Raw genomic sequence first — 15,726 nt, 5'->3', positions numbered from 1 at the left:
TTAGCGATACCGTTCAAGCCAGTGTGCATAGGGCGCTGGCAAGGTCCATGCAGCTTTCTCCACCCCCAGCTCCTTGGCCGCGAAATAAGCCCAGTGCGGGTCAGCCAGATGCGCACGCCCGACCGAGACCAGGTCCAGTTGTTCGGCACGTACGGCCGCTTCTGCCAATTGCGGTTTGCCAAAGCCCCATGCCGAGGTGACGGGGATACCCGCTTCGCGGCGCACGCGTTCGGCAATCGGGCCCATGAAGGCTGGGCCCCATGGAATGTTGGTGTCGGGGATGGTGAAGCCCACGCTTACGCTGAGCAGGTCCAGGCCGCCCGCCTTGAAGCGGCGCGCCAGCTCGATCGACTCTTCCAGGGTTTGCTCGTCACGACCATCGTATTCCAGCACCCCGAAGCGAGCGGTCAACGGCAGGTGCTCAGGCCACACTTCGCGTACCGCTGCCAGGGTTTCGAGCAGGAACCGACTGCGGTTCTCGAAGCTGCCACCGTAGGCATCGGTGCGCTGGTTGGAGTGCTCGGAGAAGAAGCTCTGGCCCAGGTAACCATGAGCAAAGTGCAGCTCGATCCACTCAAAGCCGGCGTCGCGCGCGCGGCGCGCTGCATCGACGAAGTCCTGCTTGACCCGAGCGATGTCGTCCAGGGTCATGGCGCGCGGCACCTTGGGCAGGTTGGCACCGAAGGCGATGGCCGACGGGGCGATGGTTTCCCAGCCGCGTGGATCATCGACCGCGATGTGATCATCGCCTTCCCATGGGCGGTTGGCGCTGGCCTTGCGTCCGGCGTGGGCGATCTGGATGCCTGGCACGGAGCCCGCCGCCTTGATCGCCTGCACCACAGGCACGAACGCCTGGGCGTGGGCATCGCTCCAGATACCGGCGCAGCCTGGGGTAATGCGGCCTTCGGGCGATACTGCCGTGGCCTCGACTACCAATAGACCGGCACCGCCCCGGGCCATGCCAGCCAGGTGCACGTGGTGCCAGTCGTTGATCATGCCGTCTTCAGCGCGGTATTGGCACATCGGCGGGATGGCGATGCGGTTGCGCAGGGTGACGTCTTTGAGGGTATAGGGTTCGAACAGGGCTGCCATGGAACACTCCAGGATCATTGAATACTGTAGTTCGATCATAATCGAACTATGGCAATAATGAAAAGCCCCGGTATCATGCAGACCATGCGAGCCTACAAACATCCCAATCCTGATGATCTAATTCTCGAACGCGTGCTGTACGCCTTGAGCGACCCAGTGCGCCTGGGCATCGTCCGCCATCTTGCCGGGGTGACCGAGGCCAGCTGCGGCGAGCTGGACGGAGGGCGGCCCAAGTCGAGCATGTCCCACCATTTTCGTGTGTTGAGGGACGCCGGGCTGGTACACACCCGCAACGTGGGCACCACGCACATGAACTCACTGCGCAGCAAAATGCTCGACGAGCGTTTCCCGGGGTTGCTGGACTGCATTTTGCGGCAGGCCTGAGTGACCTGCGCCCTGCCCAGGTTTCCCCAAGCGATCGCCTCGCGCACCATCAAGGCTGCCGAGTGCCTGCGCGGGCGCGATCTTGGCCAAGCCCTGCCTGTCTAACCGCGCAAAAAAAAACCACGAGGTCACCCCCGTGGCTTTCGATTACGTCAGGGCCGTGAGTTACAGGGCCATGTCGTTCTCAGGCTTGCTTTCAACCGGCTGGCTTGGCGCAACGACGCTGGTGCCGACGCTTTCGTCGATGACCGGCGGCTTGGCCAGCTGCAGCACTTCGGCCGTGTAGTTCCACTCTTTCTGCGTAGCAGCGGCCGAGTCGTTCAGCTTGGTGCCGTAGCTCGGGATGATTTCCTTGATCTTGGCCTGCCACTCTGGCGTAGCGACCTTTTCCTTGAACACGGTTTCCAGCACGTTCAGCATGATCGGCGCAGCAGTCGATGCACCTGGCGAGGCGCCCAGCAGACCGGCAATGGTGCGATCCTGAGAGGCCACCACTTCGGTGCCCAGCTTCAGCACGCCGCCCTTCTCTTCGTCACGCTTGATGATCTGCACGCGCTGACCGGCTTGCCACAGTTTCCAGTCTTCCTTGTTGGCATTCGGGAAGTAGGTGCGCAGGGCGTCGAAACGGTCGTCGTCAGACAGCATCAGCTGGCCTGCGAGGTATTCCACCAGTGGGTACTGGTCGATGCCCACGCGGGTCATTGGCCACAGGTTGTGGGTGGTGGTGCTGCTGAGCAGGTCCAGGTACGAGCCGTTCTTCAGGAACTTGGTCGAGAAGGTCGCGAATGGGCCAAACAGAATCACACGCTTGCCGTCGAGCACGCGGGTGTCCAGGTGGGGTACCGACATGGGCGGCGCACCGGTGGAAGCGATGCCGTAGGCCTTGGCCATGTGCTGCATGGCAATGGTTGGGTTCTCGGTCACCAGGAACGAGCCACCCACAGGGAAGCCTGCATATTCCTTGGCTTCCGGAATGCCGGACTTCTGCAGCAGCTTCAACGCGCCACCGCCAGCACCGATGAACAGGAACTTGGCATCGGTAGCCGACTTGCTACCGTCCTTCAGGTTCTTGTACTCGACGTGCCAGGAGCCGTCCTTGTTGCGGCTGATGTCCTGCACTTCGCTGGACAGCTTCAGGTCGAAGCCTTTTTGGGTCTGCAGGTGACCGACAAACTGGCGGGTGATTTCGCCGAAGTTCACATCGGTGCCGATTGGCGTCCAGGTGACAGCCAGCTTCTGGGCCGGGTCACGACCTTCCATCATCAGCGGGACCCACTTGGCGATCTGCGCGTGATCTTCGGAGTACTGCATCGGACGGAACAGCGGGCTTGCCTGCAGCGCTTCATAGCGCTTCTTCAGGAACTTGATGTTGTCGTCGCCCCACACGAAGCTCATGTGCGGCGTGGTGTTGATGAACGCGCGCGGGTTCTTCAACACGCCCTGGCGTACCTGCCAGGACCAGAACTGACGGGAAATCTGGAAGGCTTCGTTGATTTCGATGGCCTTGGAGATGTTGATGTTGCCGTCTTTGTCTTCGGGGGTGTAGTTCAGCTCGGCCAGTGCGGAGTGACCGGTACCGGCGTTGTTCCAGCCGTTGGAGCTTTCTTCGGCCACGCCGTCGAGGCGCTCGACCATCTCCATCGACCAGCTCGGCTCCAGCTCGTGCAGCCAGACGGCCAGGGTGGAGCTCATGATGCCGCCGCCGACCAACAGTACGTCGACTTTCTTGGTTTCAGCGGCGTGTGCGTGCATGACAGTTGCAGCGACAGCCAGACCCAGCAAGGTCTTGCCAGCTTTCTTGAACATTGATCAATTCCAGTCAGGAGAACGGAGGTGGGCCTGTGGCTGACCCAGGTAACGCGTGTTCTTCAGCGCAGGCTTGTTATTGATCATTGTTCAGCAGCCAGAGAACCGGAAAACGAATCAGGCTTTTGTCGCATTGACCTACATCACTGAATCGTTTTTCCGATTGTAACCGAAATGCCAGCACAAACAAATTGCGCGGCCGAGCGCAAGACGACAGGTTGTCTCAGGCTGAAGGCGCTTCAGGCATTGATCGACTCGAAGGCGTGCATGGGCGCTGTCTTGGGGTAGAACTGAGGAAACTCCTCCTCCACGATCCATGGCTCTTTCATCACCAGGTACACATCGAGGTATTCGGAATACCCTTCCCAGATGTGCAGGTCGTTCGTCTCGGCCACGGCCCGCGACAGCACGCCCATGCCGCCGAAGCTCTTGATCATCGACACGCTGACGATCTCACTGCCGGAATGGAACACGGTAGCTGCCTCGAGCCCGCCGCCCTGGTGATTGGCAAAGCGCGAGAAGATGGAAGCGTACGGGCATTCGGGCAACGGCTTGATGACCACCGAAGGGACGGTGTCGGCACTGACTGAGCAGGCCACCACCTCGATGCGCAGGCCCTTGAGCGAGACCGAGTAGAACCCCTCGGGCATGCTGTCGCCCAGGATCACCACCATGTCGGCTTCGCCCTTGGCCAGCTTGGTGAGGTTGTCGGGGGATTCGGAACAGCTGAAGATGGGGCTGCACCCGGTCAGGTTGCTGGCCACACCGGCCATGATCTGCTGGTTGATTTCCATCGACAGGGTGCTGTTCAGGGCGACCCGCAAGGGCTGGCTCTGGCGCTCGCGCAGCTGTTTGATTTTCAGTTGCATGCGCTCGGAGCAGCGCACGATCTCCAGCACATGGGGCAGGATCCCGACCCCTTCCTGCGTCAACGACACGCCTTTGTTGGTGCGGTCAAAGAGCTTGAAGCCGCAATGGTCCTCCAGCTTTTTCAACTGCGCCGCCAGTGCCTGCACCGTGACGTGGACCTGCTCGGCGGCATCGGTGATCGACCCCGTCCTCGCGACATTGGCGATGTTTCGCAGCACCTTGATATCCATTCGACACCCCTCCCAAGACGTGCTCAAGCCCGCATGCAACAAGGCCTGGAAGGATAACGCACAACCGCCGCCGCTGTCTGCTCGGTACGTCGGCTGGCAACAAGCGGCGGTTGAGGCACCACAAAAAAAAGTGAAGTTTCTGCCATCTTTTCGCCTGCTAGATTGGCGCCCAGATTTCAACGGGAAGAGATGCCAATGCTTACACTCAAACGGAATGTTGATGACGCACTGCGCCTGAACAAGACAGTCAACGTGCTGGGCAACGACTTTGCACTCAACGGCGGTTTTGGCCATTTCGTGGCGTTTTCCAAGAGCTGGGAAACCATGGGCGTAGACAAGTACTACGGCCAGGCCGACAAGGGTACTCGCTACCGCCGCTACAGCGATTTCGACTTCAACCCGGCGACCGGCGAGCTGCAGCAGCTCGAACACCGTGCCTATGAACAGTCCGAGGCCCATAACCAGTATGTGGGCGGCGTGCGGCGCCACTTCGACGATGTGTCCAGCGATGTCTTCAACTCGCCGGTGCTGCGCGCCCTGATCAAGCTGGACTTCGACGTGTACAAGGCCGTGCTGCCTGAAGAACTGCACAACGTGCCTTGGCAGTGCCAGGTTCACCAGATCCGCATCGAGGTCAAACCCGGCGAGCAAATCGAAATCACGCCCGAAGGCATCCATTGCGACGGCTACCCTTTCAGCGGCGTGCACTTCTGGGGCCGTCACAACATCGAAGGCGCCACCAGCAAGGTCTACGACAAACAGTCGAACGTGATCGACTCCGGCACCTACCAGGAAATTCTCGACACCACGTATTTCCTCGACCGCGAGCTGCAGCACTACGTGACACCGGCCACCAACCCCAGCGAATCGGAAATGGGCTATCGGCAGATCATCGCCATCTCCTTCTCCCGGCCGGGGACCGAACATGACATTGTCAAATAGCCTTGAGCAGGCAACGCGCAGCGTTGCCGTGCCCGACCGCATGAACGGCCTGACCATCAAGAAGGCCACGCCGTTTCATGCCTCGCGCCTGGTCAATTTCCTTAAGCGGTTCGACGAGATTGCGTTCTGTGACTGGCAAAACGAGGACCTGCTCAAGGGCCTGTTGAGCCATGACAACACGTTCTGCTACCTGGCGGAAAACCACAGCGGGGCGATCATCGGTGCCGTGGCCGGGGGGTCGATGGGTACGCGCGGTACCATCAACCACCTGGCCGTGTCGCCAGACTATCGCCACAGCCGCATCGGCACGTCGCTGACCACCTCGATCCTCAACGACTTCCGTCAGCATGGCATCCGCCGGGTGTTTCTGTTCATCGACCAGGACAATGCGTCGGCGGTGCGCTTCTGGAACCGGCAGGGCTTCAGCCAGACGCGCGGCGAGATCACCTGCGAGGTCGATCTATGACCGACCTCGCCTTGCACCCGGTCTCGCGCAGGGAAAGCTTCGTCGATGCCTTGCCGGTAATTACCGGCTACTTCGTGGTGAGCTTCGTGTTTGGCGTGATGTGCATCAATGCCGGGCTGCCCTTGTGGCTCCCGGTGGCGATGTGCGTGTTCGTCTACGCAGGCGCCGCGCAGTTTGCGGCGCTGGCGTTGATCACCTCGGGTGCGCCGTTGCTGACCATCGCGTTGTCGACGCTGCTGATCAATTCGCGGCACATGCTCATGGCCATGTACATGGCCAAGCAGAGCGATGGGCTGGGCATCTCCCGGTCGCAAAAGCTGATGTATGCCTTTGGCCTGACCGACGAATCGTTCGCCTTGCACAGCCAACGGCTACAAGCCGGCAAGTACACCCCGCCTGGCTATCTGCTGCAGTTCAACACCTGGTGCCATGCCAGCTGGATTGCCGGCGCCCTGCTCGGCGCCGTGGCCTCCGATGCGCTGAGCCGCTTCTCCGCGTTCAAGCTGGACTACGCGCTGACCGCCATGATGATCTTCGTGCTCGTGTCGCTGTGCAACAGCCGGCCCAAGCTGATCGTCGCCCTGGTGGTGATTGCCGCGACCTGCCTACTCAACGCGCTATACCCCTCCCCTTTGAATGTGTTCGTGGCGACGGCCGTGGGCTGTGGAGTAGGCCTATGCCTGAAGAAAAATACCTGATCGGCGCGGTGGCCTTGATGATGGCCATCACCTACTTCACCCGGGCCACGCCCCTGCTGTTCCGAATGCAGGGCACGCCCAAGGTGTTCAACGATGTCATCGAGTACCTGCCTGTGGCGATCATCGCCAGTATCACCGTGCCTGCGTTGCTGATGGCCAAGGACGGCTCGCTGATGGCAGTGAACGCCGACATGCTGGCCGCAGTGCCGGTGGTGATCGTGGCCTACTTCACCCGAAGTTTGATTTTCAGCGTGGCGGCAGGCATCGCCGCGCACGTCGCCATCACGCTTGTGGCGTGACGTCGACCTCAATTGCGCCTGTGCCTGAGCGCATCGAATCTACAAGGACACCGGCATGAGCCCTGCTCGTAAACACGTGACACTGGAAAACCTGAGCGAGTTTGCCCGCCTCATGCCCAAGGGCTTGCCACAGGAGCAGGTGATCGCGGCACTGGGTGAGCTGTCGCTGGAATGCTCGCTGAACTACCAGCTGAGCAAGACGTTTCTGGCCGACGGCTGGATCGTGGAGTACCGACACCTGCGCGCTGCGGCCCGGCTGAGCACCATCAACGACCTGCTTTTGTTCGCAACCGCCGGTGGCTTGAGGGTCATCAAGGCCGATGGCACGCAGCAGATGATGAAAAGCGGCGACCAGCTTCTGCTGGCAGCGGATACCCAAGTGACGGTATGGCCGGAGGGCGAGGATGGAAATGCGAGTCTGATTGCATTGTCTGTTGAGCTGGATTTGGGGCAGGTGCTTGAGGATGTGGGGGATGAGCGGGTTTGGTAGATGAGTGACGCCCAGGGGGGTAACGGCCGCGATAGACCGCAACGCGGTCTCGGCAATGTTAGCGGCGAGGCTCCAATCCTGGGGCTGCCGCGATGGGGCCGTGAAACGGCCCCGGCATGCTTGCGGTTTGCACAAGGCCCGCCCCGACAACGTCCTAGTTCGTCTCCAGCTCATACGCCTTGCTCACGAACAACGCGGCGTACAGGCTCTTGCCTTCCTTGAAGGTGTAGGTTTCCTCGAAGTCGTCCCCGGCCGCCAGCTTCTGCGCAATGGCGCATTCCGAATCGCTGTGCTGCTTGGCCTTGGTGCCAAAATCGCTGCTCCAGGTTGAAAGCCCTACTTCTTGGCAGAAGTCGGCAAACTTGGCGTTGGGCGTGGTGTGCTGGAAGGCTTCGAATGCCGTACGCATGGGCTTGAACCCGCTATAGCTGACCTCATAGCGCTCCACCTTGGCCTTGCGCGCCAAGTCCGATACTGCGCCGCTGAACATGGCCAGGCCAGATGGCGGGCTGAAGGCGGCGACGATCTGGCCGCCCAGGGCTGCCTTGAACTGTTCCTGCACATCATCGAGTTCGGGCATGGATTGCAAGGTGGCCTTGCGCACGATTTCGCCCACCTTCGAACCGTCGTTGCGGTGAGTGACCACGAACGTCATAACGCCCTCGCCATCGCTTGAACGCTGCAGCGTGAGGTCAAGATCGATCTTGGTCCCGAATTGCCCCGTGCTGTTGACCAGGAAAGCGCCCGTGACCGGCTGGCGCGCCGCCAGGTTCACACCCCAAGGCAGCTTCGCCTGGGACGCGCGCCCGTTGGCCGTCAGCTCGACGCCCGGCTGGATTTCGTCGCTCACATCGCAGACACGGACGATGTCCTGGCCCTGGGCCGCGATATACGGATCGGCCATCTGCATGCCCAGCAACTGGACATGGATTTCGCCGTCCTTGCTGTCACCGCTGTGCGACAGTTTTAACGCATCAGCCTTTAGAAAAACGCCGGTCACGTAGCGTGATTCGAGTGCGTTCATCTGGTACTCGGCCCAGTTGCCCAGGCCCTCCTGCATGTCCATGCCCCGCATCGAGGCCACTAAGCCGGCCATGCTGCGCATGAACTGTTGCGCGCCGTTGGTCTGCACGGCGGCCACACGGATCTCCGGGTCGGCCACTGTCAGGTTACCGGAAAGTGCCGAGTACGAAATGTCGCCTTCAGATAGCACGTCTTCGAGGAAGTAGCGTTCCTTGAAGTCTTCGTAGTAGGCCATGGCTTGCTTCTTGCCACTGCTCGAAACCACGGCATAGGTGACGCCGAGCGCTACCGCCACGACCGCCACACCGCCAATCAACTTCTGCTTTGCGTTCATCTGCTTGATCATGGGTTATGCCTCACTGGACCTGTGCCGACGCGTTGTTCCAGTCGTTCACAAACTGTTGGGAGACTTCGGGCGTCCAGTTGGAGTCGATGCCTGCATTGGGGAATTCCTTGGCCAGCACGGCGCCATAGGACACGCGGTCGGCGCAGCGCTCCTGCTCGCAGGCCTTCGGCTCGCCCACGCTGTAGGCGCGGTAGGTAGGGATGGCGCGACCGTCTTCGAGCGGGTAGTAAGGGGTAGCGTTGGCCACCTGGGCCACGTACCAGCCTTCGGGGTACTGCTGCTCGGCAACCAGACGCCCTTCGCCTGGGTAGTCGAGGGTGTAGAACTCGCTCTTCTTGCCGGTGACATGCACCATCATCGGCGTTACGTTCTGCGACGACGTAGGGTCCTGCTGCTGCAGCGGCGAAGGGTAACGCACCTTGATGCCGGCCATCTGCGCCAGTGCCTCGGTTTCACGCCCCTTGAATTCCCCCATGCGCTCCTGCAATTGCTGGTAACGCTCAAGCACACGGGTGTGTTCCCAGGCCAACTGCTGCTGACGATTGCGGGCTTCCCGCACGCGCTGCTTCTCACGCTGCTGCGCCCAGTTGGCGCCGCTGCGCACATCGAAGTACAAGCCCTGGCGGCTCATGCCGATGCGGTTGCGCACGATCTTCTGGTCATCGTTGCCCCAGATTCTGTTGGAAATGGCCGACAGGTCCTTGACGATGAGCAGGTCTGCCACGTCGGTGGTGCTCGGCGATGCGTTCTTGATCAGGTCGAAAACCTGCAGCGCAGTCTCCTTGTACTTCACCGGGTCCAGGGCGAAGGCGTCGTCCGGGGTTACGGCGACGTAGTACGGGTCGGCGAGGAAAGGCCCCACAGCGCCGTAGGTAGGCCGGGAGAACGCCAGGTATACCTTCATGTTCCGGTCGGGAATTTCGCCCACCAGCAACGCCACCTGGTCCGCTTCGGCCGTGAGGTAGCTAACCGACTTATCCTTGACCGCCGCCTCGTAACGCTTGCTGAACATCAAGGCACTGGGGTGGACGTAGATACGATTCCAGTCGTTGCCGCGGTAGGTACCTTCGGCTTTCCAGCTGATCTTTTCGAAATTGCCCGCACCAAAGCCGGAAGCCGGACAGGGCATGGCCGGCGTGGTGCCGAACGTGAGGGTATCGCCCTCACTGATGATGGTGCTATTGAGCACCCACTTGCAGCCCGCCGCATCGGTGATCTGCATCAGCTTGCTGTTCTTCAGTACCACTGAGCGGCCATAGTCCGAGGTGGGGGCGGCCGCGACGGCTGCGCCGGCTACCTTGGGCGCAACGGCAGGTGCTGCCGCCGGTTCAGGTGCGGGCGTTGGGGTTGGCGTGGGGACAGCGGACGGTTCTGGCTTGTTGGCCGGCGCTGGGGCAGCCGCCACGGCCGGTGCTGGGGCCTCGACAGGCGCAGGCGTAGCGGCAGGTGCGGATGCCTCTGCGGGCGCTGGCGCAGATGATGGCGCTGGCGTTTGAGCCTGCTGGGGGGCTGGCGCCGTGGCTGCGGCAGGTGCAGCAGCCAGGTTCATCAGGCCCAGGTTGCTGGCAGTGCCAGCGCCGCTGGCATACAGCGTGCCCTTGTCATCGACCGCTTTCCAACTGACCTTGGCCGTGGAGCAGTCCTTGGCGAACACGAACGGCAACTTGTTCAGCAAGCCCGAAAGCATGTCTGGGTTGTCCCAGGCAGGCCGGGTGATGGTCAGCTCGACTTCAGGCTTGCACCAGGTCGCGGCCTCACCGGGCACTTCGACCTTGATATTGTCCTTTTTGGAAAACGCCAGCTCGTGGGCGAAAGCCTGCGGTACCAGACCGCAAGCACCGATCACGGCGAGCGCAAGGGCGTGCTTTTTCATGGAGGTTCTCAAATCAGTTCCCAGGTGCCATTGGCCTGTTTGCAGAAGGTGTTCTGTTCCTGTTCGGTCTTGCCTTCCTTGGACTTCAGGCTGACCGTCACAGGGCGACAAGCCGCTTCGGCAGCGACGGTCTGGGTAGGCAGGTTCTGCAGCGTGTCCAAGTCGAAACCTTTGGTTTCGCTACTGGTCGCCACGTCCAGCTCATCCAGGTTCACCGCCGGGGTGACGCGCTTGGCCACGGCCTGTGCCTTGGGCTCGACGTAGTCCTTGTGCACGTAACCGACCGTCACGCCTTTGCGCCCCACCAGCACCCAGTCGCCCGTTGAACCGACGGCCGTGAATTCGGTGTGGTTCTTCAGGCTGCCGACTTTTTCGCCCTTGGCGTTGGGCGCCGCACGCACATTGAGGTTATCGCTGGTGGTCACGTAGGGTTCGTTGATCAGCTTCATCGACGGAACGGCCTGGATCTTCGGCGCACGCTTGACCTCGACCTGCTTGGTCTTGGTGTAGGTCTTGCCCGTCACGATCTGCGCGGTGGCGCCGGAGTGGTCGGACTTCCAGGTCACCGGCTGTGCACTGGCCGTGGCCTGTTGCTGGCTGAGCACTTCCTGGGTGCGCAGGGCTAAGGCCTGCTGGTCTTTTTCATCGAGCATGTTGCCGATGCGGTTACCCACGTAGGCACCGATGCCGCCTGCGATCAAGGCGGCCGCCAGTTTGCCGTTGCCGCTGCCCATGGTCGAACCGATGGCAACACCCGCCAAGCCGCCGATCACGGTGCCGGCCTGTTCCTTGCTGATGCCAAGCTGGGCGCAGGCGGTGGTCGAGGCGATGGCGACGGCCAAGAGGGAGGCGATGAATTTCTTATGCACGTGGATCACTCCATTTTCCAGTGGACGCACAGCCGTGAACCGCAGCCTTCGGGCAGCAGCGTGGGCGTGGTGTGGTGGGTTTGCAGAGGGGCGCCAGTGGCAGCCGCAGAAGGCGACGCCACGGATGAGCGAACAGTGATGGGTAGGTATAGCGAAGCGCAAAGCATCCAACGAATCCATGTCAGGAAGCGTTCATCGCCCGGCGCGCGTAGTCATTACGGCGTGTTGCCCGGGCGTGAGTGGCGAACAGAGGCCGGCATTGTAGCGCAGGTGGTGAATGGCAGATCAAGACAAAATGTTGCGGAGGGTTGAGCGGCAGGGGATCGCTTTGATCGATACTTTTGGGTCTCCGAACTCAGATTAATCCCCTTACTTGTAGGCCGTTTCCGAAACATACTGCCCCGCTGCTCAAACGGTTGCGATGGAGCAGGTCGCCTTCTAGTCTCGGCGGGTCGTTGCAGATCAATGACCGGCTTTGACAGGCAGACCCTTCTCCCCACACGTGCAACCCTTATGGCGGTGGTACGTAGGGCACCTTGTGTGCGCTGAGTCTCCGGAGTCCTCGGTCTGTCAACCCGCGTATCGCTGCCACCCTCTTGTTTGACAGCAAGGCTGTAGCAGCCCGACTGACTCTGTTGAAGCGATGAGTTGTCACAATCCTTCGGTTGACCCAGCGGTGCAGGGAACAGGAATACCGACTGAGGAATTTAGGGATCCTATGAATTCAAGGAAGCCCGCTTAGAGGCTCAAACCAAATATGAACCACTCAATCAGACTCGCCAACCTAGCGGATATTGATGCGATTTTTGATATTCGAACCAGCGTGCACGAAAATCACTTATCCCGTGAGCAGCTAGCCGCAATGGGAATTAGCCCCATTACGGTAAGGCAGGCCATTTTAGAGGCCCCCTGTGCTTGGATTGCCGAGGTCAATGGCGCCCCTGTAGGTTTTTCTATGGCCGATGTCGAGGACGGGTGTGTGTTTGCCGCTTTCGTTCTACCCGGATTTGAGGGAAACGGGCTGGGCCGCAGACTCATGGAGCAAGCAGAGACGTTCCTCTTTCAACACCATCAAACGATCTGGTTAGAGACAGCTCAAGCGAGCCGTGCATGTGGCTTCTATCGGCACCTTGGCTGGCAGCCTGTGAAGAACTTGACTGAGGGTGATGTTCGCTTTGAAAAGTCTCGAAGCTAACAACCAATAAAGGTGCCCTGGATCTCATACCTGGGCGGGCATCCGCCTGATCACGCAAGCTGTGTTCGACAGACGCCTACTGGACTTGCTTGTACAGCCCGTCTCGCAAGCCTTAAAAAAGCTCTCAACAGCACCGCCACCACCCTAGTGATAAATACCATGAGACCGGGAAGCCCTAGCCCGGTTAGAGGTCTAAAAACATTGTCCTAAAATGGCCTGCTGCGTGCTGGAGGGTGAAGTTATTGCCCCAAAAAAAAACCAATATTTTCGAGCACCAATGAAAAAGCCCCCGAAAACTAACGTTTTCGGGGGCTTTGACTACTTCGCGTATGGCGGAGAGATAGGGATTTGAACCCTAGGTACTGTTGCCAGTACAACGGATTTCGAATCCGTCCCGTTCGACCACTCCGGCATCTCTCCAATGCCGCGCATCATACCAGCGAATTCTGAAAACGCAAACCTTTATTTTCAAAAAACCGCGTGGTATCAGGCGCTTGCGTGTGCGGGCGCCTTACAGCGGCACGCCCAGACGCTTGGCAACTTCTTCGTAGGCTTCGATCACATCGCCCAGGCCCTGACGGAAGCGGTCCTTGTCCATCTTCTTACGGGTTTCCTTGTCCCATAGGCGGCAGCCGTCGGGGCTGAACTCGTCGCCCAGCACGATCTGGCCGTGGAAGACACCGAACTCCAGCTTGAAGTCGACCAGCAGCAGGCCGGCGTCGTCGAACAGCTTGGTCAGCACCTCATTGACCTTGAGCGACAGCTTCTTCATTTCGACCAGTTGCTCGGCGGTGCCCCAGCCGAAGGCGACAACGTGGGATTCATTGATGAAGGGGTCGCCCTTCTCGTCATTTTTCAGGAACAGCTCGAAGGTGGACGGCTCCAGCTTGATGCCCTCCTCCACGCCCAAGCGCTTGACCAGGCTGCCGGCTGCGTAGTTACGCACGACGCATTCGACCGGGATCATGTCCAGCTTCTTGACCAGGCACTCGTTGTCGCCCAGCAGTTTGTCGAACTGGGTCGGCACGCCGGCTTCTTCGAGCTTCTGCATGATGAAGGCGTTGAACTTGTTGTTCACCGTGCCCTTGCGGTCCAGCTGCTCGATGCGCTTGCCGTCGAAGGCCGACGTGTCGTTGCGAAACAGCAGGATCAAGCGGTCGGCGTCATCGGTCTTGTAAACCGATTTGGCCTTGCCGCGGTAGAGTTCGTCGCGTTTTTCCATGATTGGGCTCCGCTTGCGTGAGGGGTGGGCTAGGCGATGGCACGCCAGTCGAGCCCGTGTTCCTGATTTGCCACCTCAAGCCAGTCAGGGTCGCACCCAAGGGTGTCGACAAAGCACTGGCGGGCCAGGTGTGGCAGGTTGTTCTTGCTGCTGAGGTGGGCCAGCACCAGATACTGCAGGGTATTCCAGCCCAGCTCATGTACCAGGCTCGCGGCCTGGTGGTTGTTCAAATGCCCGCGCATGCCGCCGACCCGCTGCTTGAGAAAGTAGGGGTAGTGACCACGCGCCAGCATGTCGCGGCAATGATTCGCTTCGATCAACAGCGCATCCAGGTCGCGATAGCAGTTCAGCAGCCGCGCGTCGTACGAGCCCAGGTCCGTCAGCATGCCGAAACGGCGTGTGCCGTCGCTGACCACGTATTGCAACGGTTCATGGGCATCGTGCTCTACGCGCGATGCCGTAACCTCCAGGCTGCCGACGCTCAGGCGCTGGCCGCAAGCCAGGAAACCGGCCACTTCCACCGGCTTTCGCAGCCCGCGCAAAGTGCCCTGACTCAGGTAGACCGGTACATTGTAGCGCCGCGACAGCAGGCCGACCCCATGCACGTGGTCGGCGTGCTCGTGGGTGACCAGCACGGCGCTCAGCTGGGCTGCCGACACACCGAGCAGCGCCAGGCGCCGCTCGGTCTCGCGCAGGGAAAAGCCGCAATCGACCAGGATGTAGGTATCACCACTGGCGATCAGCGTGCCGTTTCCCTGGCTACCGCTTCCAAGTACGGCGAAGCGCACTTAACCCAGGTGGTCCTGAATGGCGCTCAGCACACGGCGAGCGACATCGGCCGGAGCCACGGTGTTGATGTTCTTCTCGACCGTGACCTGCACGTTCTCACCCACTTTGCTCAGGCGCACCTGATAGCGCTCGGCACGGGCTTCGCGCTCTTCCTTGGTGGGCTCGCTGCCGAACACACGACCGAAGAAGCCAGGCTTGTTCTCTTTGTCCTCGGGTTTTTCGGACAGGTTGATGTAGTACAGGCCCAGGCTGCGGTTGATGTCCTCGACCCGCCACTGGCCACCCTGCTCCAGGGCACGGCCCACACTGGACCAGGCGCGATCCAGGTCGGCGCCAACGTTCAGGACCGGGTTGCCGCTGCCGTCTTCGCTCAGGCTGACGCGGTTCGGCACATCGAAATCACGTTCGGCCAGCAGCGACACCGAACCGCCCTTCTCGGCGCTGCGGTTCATGCTGGCGAGCAACTCGTCGACCAGCAGGGCGTCGGCGCCGGTGTTGGTGGAGCTGGACGGGAAGTCAGGTTCGGCGCTGCTGCCAGCCGGACGCTCGACGGTGACCACGTATACCTCGGAGGTGTTGCGCTGCACGCCGGGCTCCATGCGCACACGCACGCGCACTTCGCTGTCGCTGCTGCTGGCAGTGCTGGCCAGGCGCTGGCCAAGGGAGGCCGAGAGCTCGTCGAAACGCTGCCAGGTGGTGCTGAATTCGCCCGTCTGCGGGCGCTCCTCAGCAATACGGAAGCCGTTGTCCTCGAAGAACTGACGCGCCACCGGCCAGACTTCAGCCGGGGCGTGCTGGGCCAGTACCCAACGGTTGCTGCCGCTGCGCTGCAGGCTGTAGTCGTTCGCCTGGCCCGCACCGCCGGTCAGCGGCTGAGGGCGCGGCACTTCGTACTCGCCGCTGACGTTGTCGTCGGCAACATTGCGCGGGATGGGCAGCAGGGGGTCGAGGCGCTTGACGCCGCTGACGTCCGAAGGCAACTGCATGGGCGCGGTCGAGTGCGCCTGCAGGTAATCGCTGCCGCGGTCGCGGAAATAACCATCCTCGCCCCACAGCCAGCCGCACCCACTGGTGCTGGAGATGATCAGGGCAAGGGCAGAAAGGCCAGCCAGTCGCTTCATGCAGGGTACTT

Annotated in this window: 16 protein-coding genes and 1 tRNA gene; 7 read left to right on the top strand and 10 right to left on the bottom strand. The window is 61.0% G+C overall.

Going from position 1 to position 15,726, the window contains the following annotated elements; translation table 11 throughout:
• Entirely contained in the window at positions 1-1,092 is a 1,092-nt protein-coding gene (xenA, locus tag FS777_RS08630; RefSeq protein WP_145255024.1) for a xenobiotic reductase XenA, read from the bottom strand.
• Positions 1,093-1,140: 48 nt separating this feature from the next.
• Here xenA and FS777_RS08625 point away from each other — a divergent pair, with 48 nt between their 5' ends.
• Complete coding sequence (locus FS777_RS08625) at positions 1,141-1,476, top strand: helix-turn-helix transcriptional regulator (protein ID WP_078478144.1); 336 nt, start codon at positions 1,141-1,143, stop codon at positions 1,474-1,476.
• A 165-nt stretch (positions 1,477-1,641) separates the two neighbouring features.
• On the opposite strand, the gene mqo is transcribed toward FS777_RS08625, so the two are convergent.
• Positions 1,642-3,282 carry a malate dehydrogenase (quinone) gene (gene mqo / locus FS777_RS08620; protein ID WP_145255021.1) on the bottom strand — a complete coding sequence of 547 codons (1,641 nt, stop codon included), beginning with the start codon at positions 3,280-3,282 and terminating at the stop codon, positions 1,642-1,644.
• Positions 3,283-3,521: 239 nt separating this feature from the next.
• The gene (locus FS777_RS08615) at positions 3,522-4,382 is read right to left on the bottom strand and encodes a LysR family transcriptional regulator (RefSeq protein WP_058605469.1); all 861 of its coding nucleotides are present in this window, start codon (positions 4,380-4,382) and stop codon (positions 3,522-3,524) included.
• Between the two features lie 195 nt (positions 4,383-4,577).
• On the opposite strand from FS777_RS08615, the gene FS777_RS08610 reads away from it, so the two are divergent.
• From FS777_RS08610 to FS777_RS08590, 5 genes are read left to right on the top strand one after another with little or no spacing between them, the layout of a single operon-like run.
• A complete protein-coding gene (locus tag FS777_RS08610) occupies positions 4,578-5,324 on the top strand; it encodes a 2OG-Fe dioxygenase family protein (protein WP_058638484.1) in 747 nt (248 codons plus the stop codon).
• Positions 5,308-5,790, top strand: a complete 483-nt coding sequence (locus FS777_RS08605) for a GNAT family N-acetyltransferase (RefSeq protein WP_145255018.1) — start codon at positions 5,308-5,310, stop codon at positions 5,788-5,790. The genes FS777_RS08610 and FS777_RS08605 overlap by 17 nt, the downstream gene beginning before the upstream one ends.
• The gene (locus FS777_RS08600) at positions 5,787-6,488 is read left to right on the top strand and encodes an AzlC family ABC transporter permease (protein WP_027914243.1); all 702 of its coding nucleotides are present in this window, start codon (positions 5,787-5,789) and stop codon (positions 6,486-6,488) included. Before FS777_RS08605 ends, FS777_RS08600 begins: the two co-directional genes overlap by 4 nt.
• Positions 6,467-6,787: an AzlD domain-containing protein gene (locus tag FS777_RS08595; RefSeq protein WP_023536306.1), complete on the top strand. Its 321-nt coding sequence runs from the start codon at positions 6,467-6,469 to the stop codon at positions 6,785-6,787. Before FS777_RS08600 ends, FS777_RS08595 begins: the two co-directional genes overlap by 22 nt.
• A 55-nt stretch (positions 6,788-6,842) precedes the next feature.
• The gene (locus tag FS777_RS08590; protein ID WP_100851046.1) at positions 6,843-7,277 is read left to right on the top strand and encodes a hypothetical protein; all 435 of its coding nucleotides are present in this window, start codon (positions 6,843-6,845) and stop codon (positions 7,275-7,277) included.
• Positions 7,278-7,431: 154 nt separating this feature from the next.
• Here FS777_RS08590 and FS777_RS08585 read toward each other — a convergent pair whose 3' ends face one another.
• From FS777_RS08585 to FS777_RS08575, 3 genes are read right to left on the bottom strand one after another with little or no spacing between them, the layout of a single operon-like run.
• The gene (locus FS777_RS08585) at positions 7,432-8,646 is read right to left on the bottom strand and encodes a hypothetical protein (protein ID WP_145255015.1); all 1,215 of its coding nucleotides are present in this window, start codon (positions 8,644-8,646) and stop codon (positions 7,432-7,434) included.
• A 10-nt stretch (positions 8,647-8,656) separates the two neighbouring features.
• On the bottom strand, positions 8,657-10,519 hold the full coding sequence (locus tag FS777_RS08580) for a hypothetical protein (RefSeq protein WP_145255012.1): 1,863 nt from the start codon (positions 10,517-10,519) through the stop codon (positions 8,657-8,659).
• A gap of 8 nt (positions 10,520-10,527) precedes the next feature.
• Positions 10,528-11,388, bottom strand: a complete 861-nt coding sequence (locus FS777_RS08575; RefSeq protein WP_145255009.1) for an SH3 domain-containing protein — start codon at positions 11,386-11,388, stop codon at positions 10,528-10,530.
• Between the two features lie 757 nt (positions 11,389-12,145).
• Between FS777_RS08575 and FS777_RS08565 the strand changes: the two genes are divergently transcribed.
• Positions 12,146-12,583, top strand: a complete 438-nt coding sequence (locus FS777_RS08565; protein ID WP_058638488.1) for a GNAT family N-acetyltransferase — start codon at positions 12,146-12,148, stop codon at positions 12,581-12,583.
• A 330-nt stretch (positions 12,584-12,913) separates the two neighbouring features.
• Here FS777_RS08565 and FS777_RS08560 read toward each other — a convergent pair.
• The 4 genes from FS777_RS08560 to bamC form a co-directional block, all read right to left on the bottom strand.
• Positions 12,914-13,003 (bottom strand) — tRNA-Ser (locus FS777_RS08560).
• Between the two features lie 91 nt (positions 13,004-13,094).
• Positions 13,095-13,805, bottom strand: coding sequence for a phosphoribosylaminoimidazolesuccinocarboxamide synthase (gene purC, locus FS777_RS08555; RefSeq protein ID WP_016498342.1), 711 nt, complete (start codon positions 13,803-13,805; stop codon positions 13,095-13,097).
• A 29-nt stretch (positions 13,806-13,834) separates the two neighbouring features.
• Positions 13,835-14,593: an MBL fold metallo-hydrolase gene (locus FS777_RS08550; protein ID WP_145255006.1), complete on the bottom strand. Its 759-nt coding sequence runs from the start codon at positions 14,591-14,593 to the stop codon at positions 13,835-13,837.
• Complete coding sequence (bamC, locus tag FS777_RS08545; protein ID WP_145255003.1) at positions 14,594-15,715, bottom strand: outer membrane protein assembly factor BamC; 1,122 nt, start codon at positions 15,713-15,715, stop codon at positions 14,594-14,596.
• Positions 15,716-15,726: the final 11 nt, after the last annotated feature.

It is taken from the genome of Pseudomonas sp. DE0157 (genome assembly GCF_007678615.1).
In the GTDB taxonomy this organism is placed as follows: domain Bacteria; phylum Pseudomonadota; class Gammaproteobacteria; order Pseudomonadales; family Pseudomonadaceae; genus Aquipseudomonas; species Aquipseudomonas parafulva_B.
The sequence above is the reverse complement of the archived record's forward strand: the minus strand, read 5'-3'. Positions and strand labels throughout refer to the sequence as shown.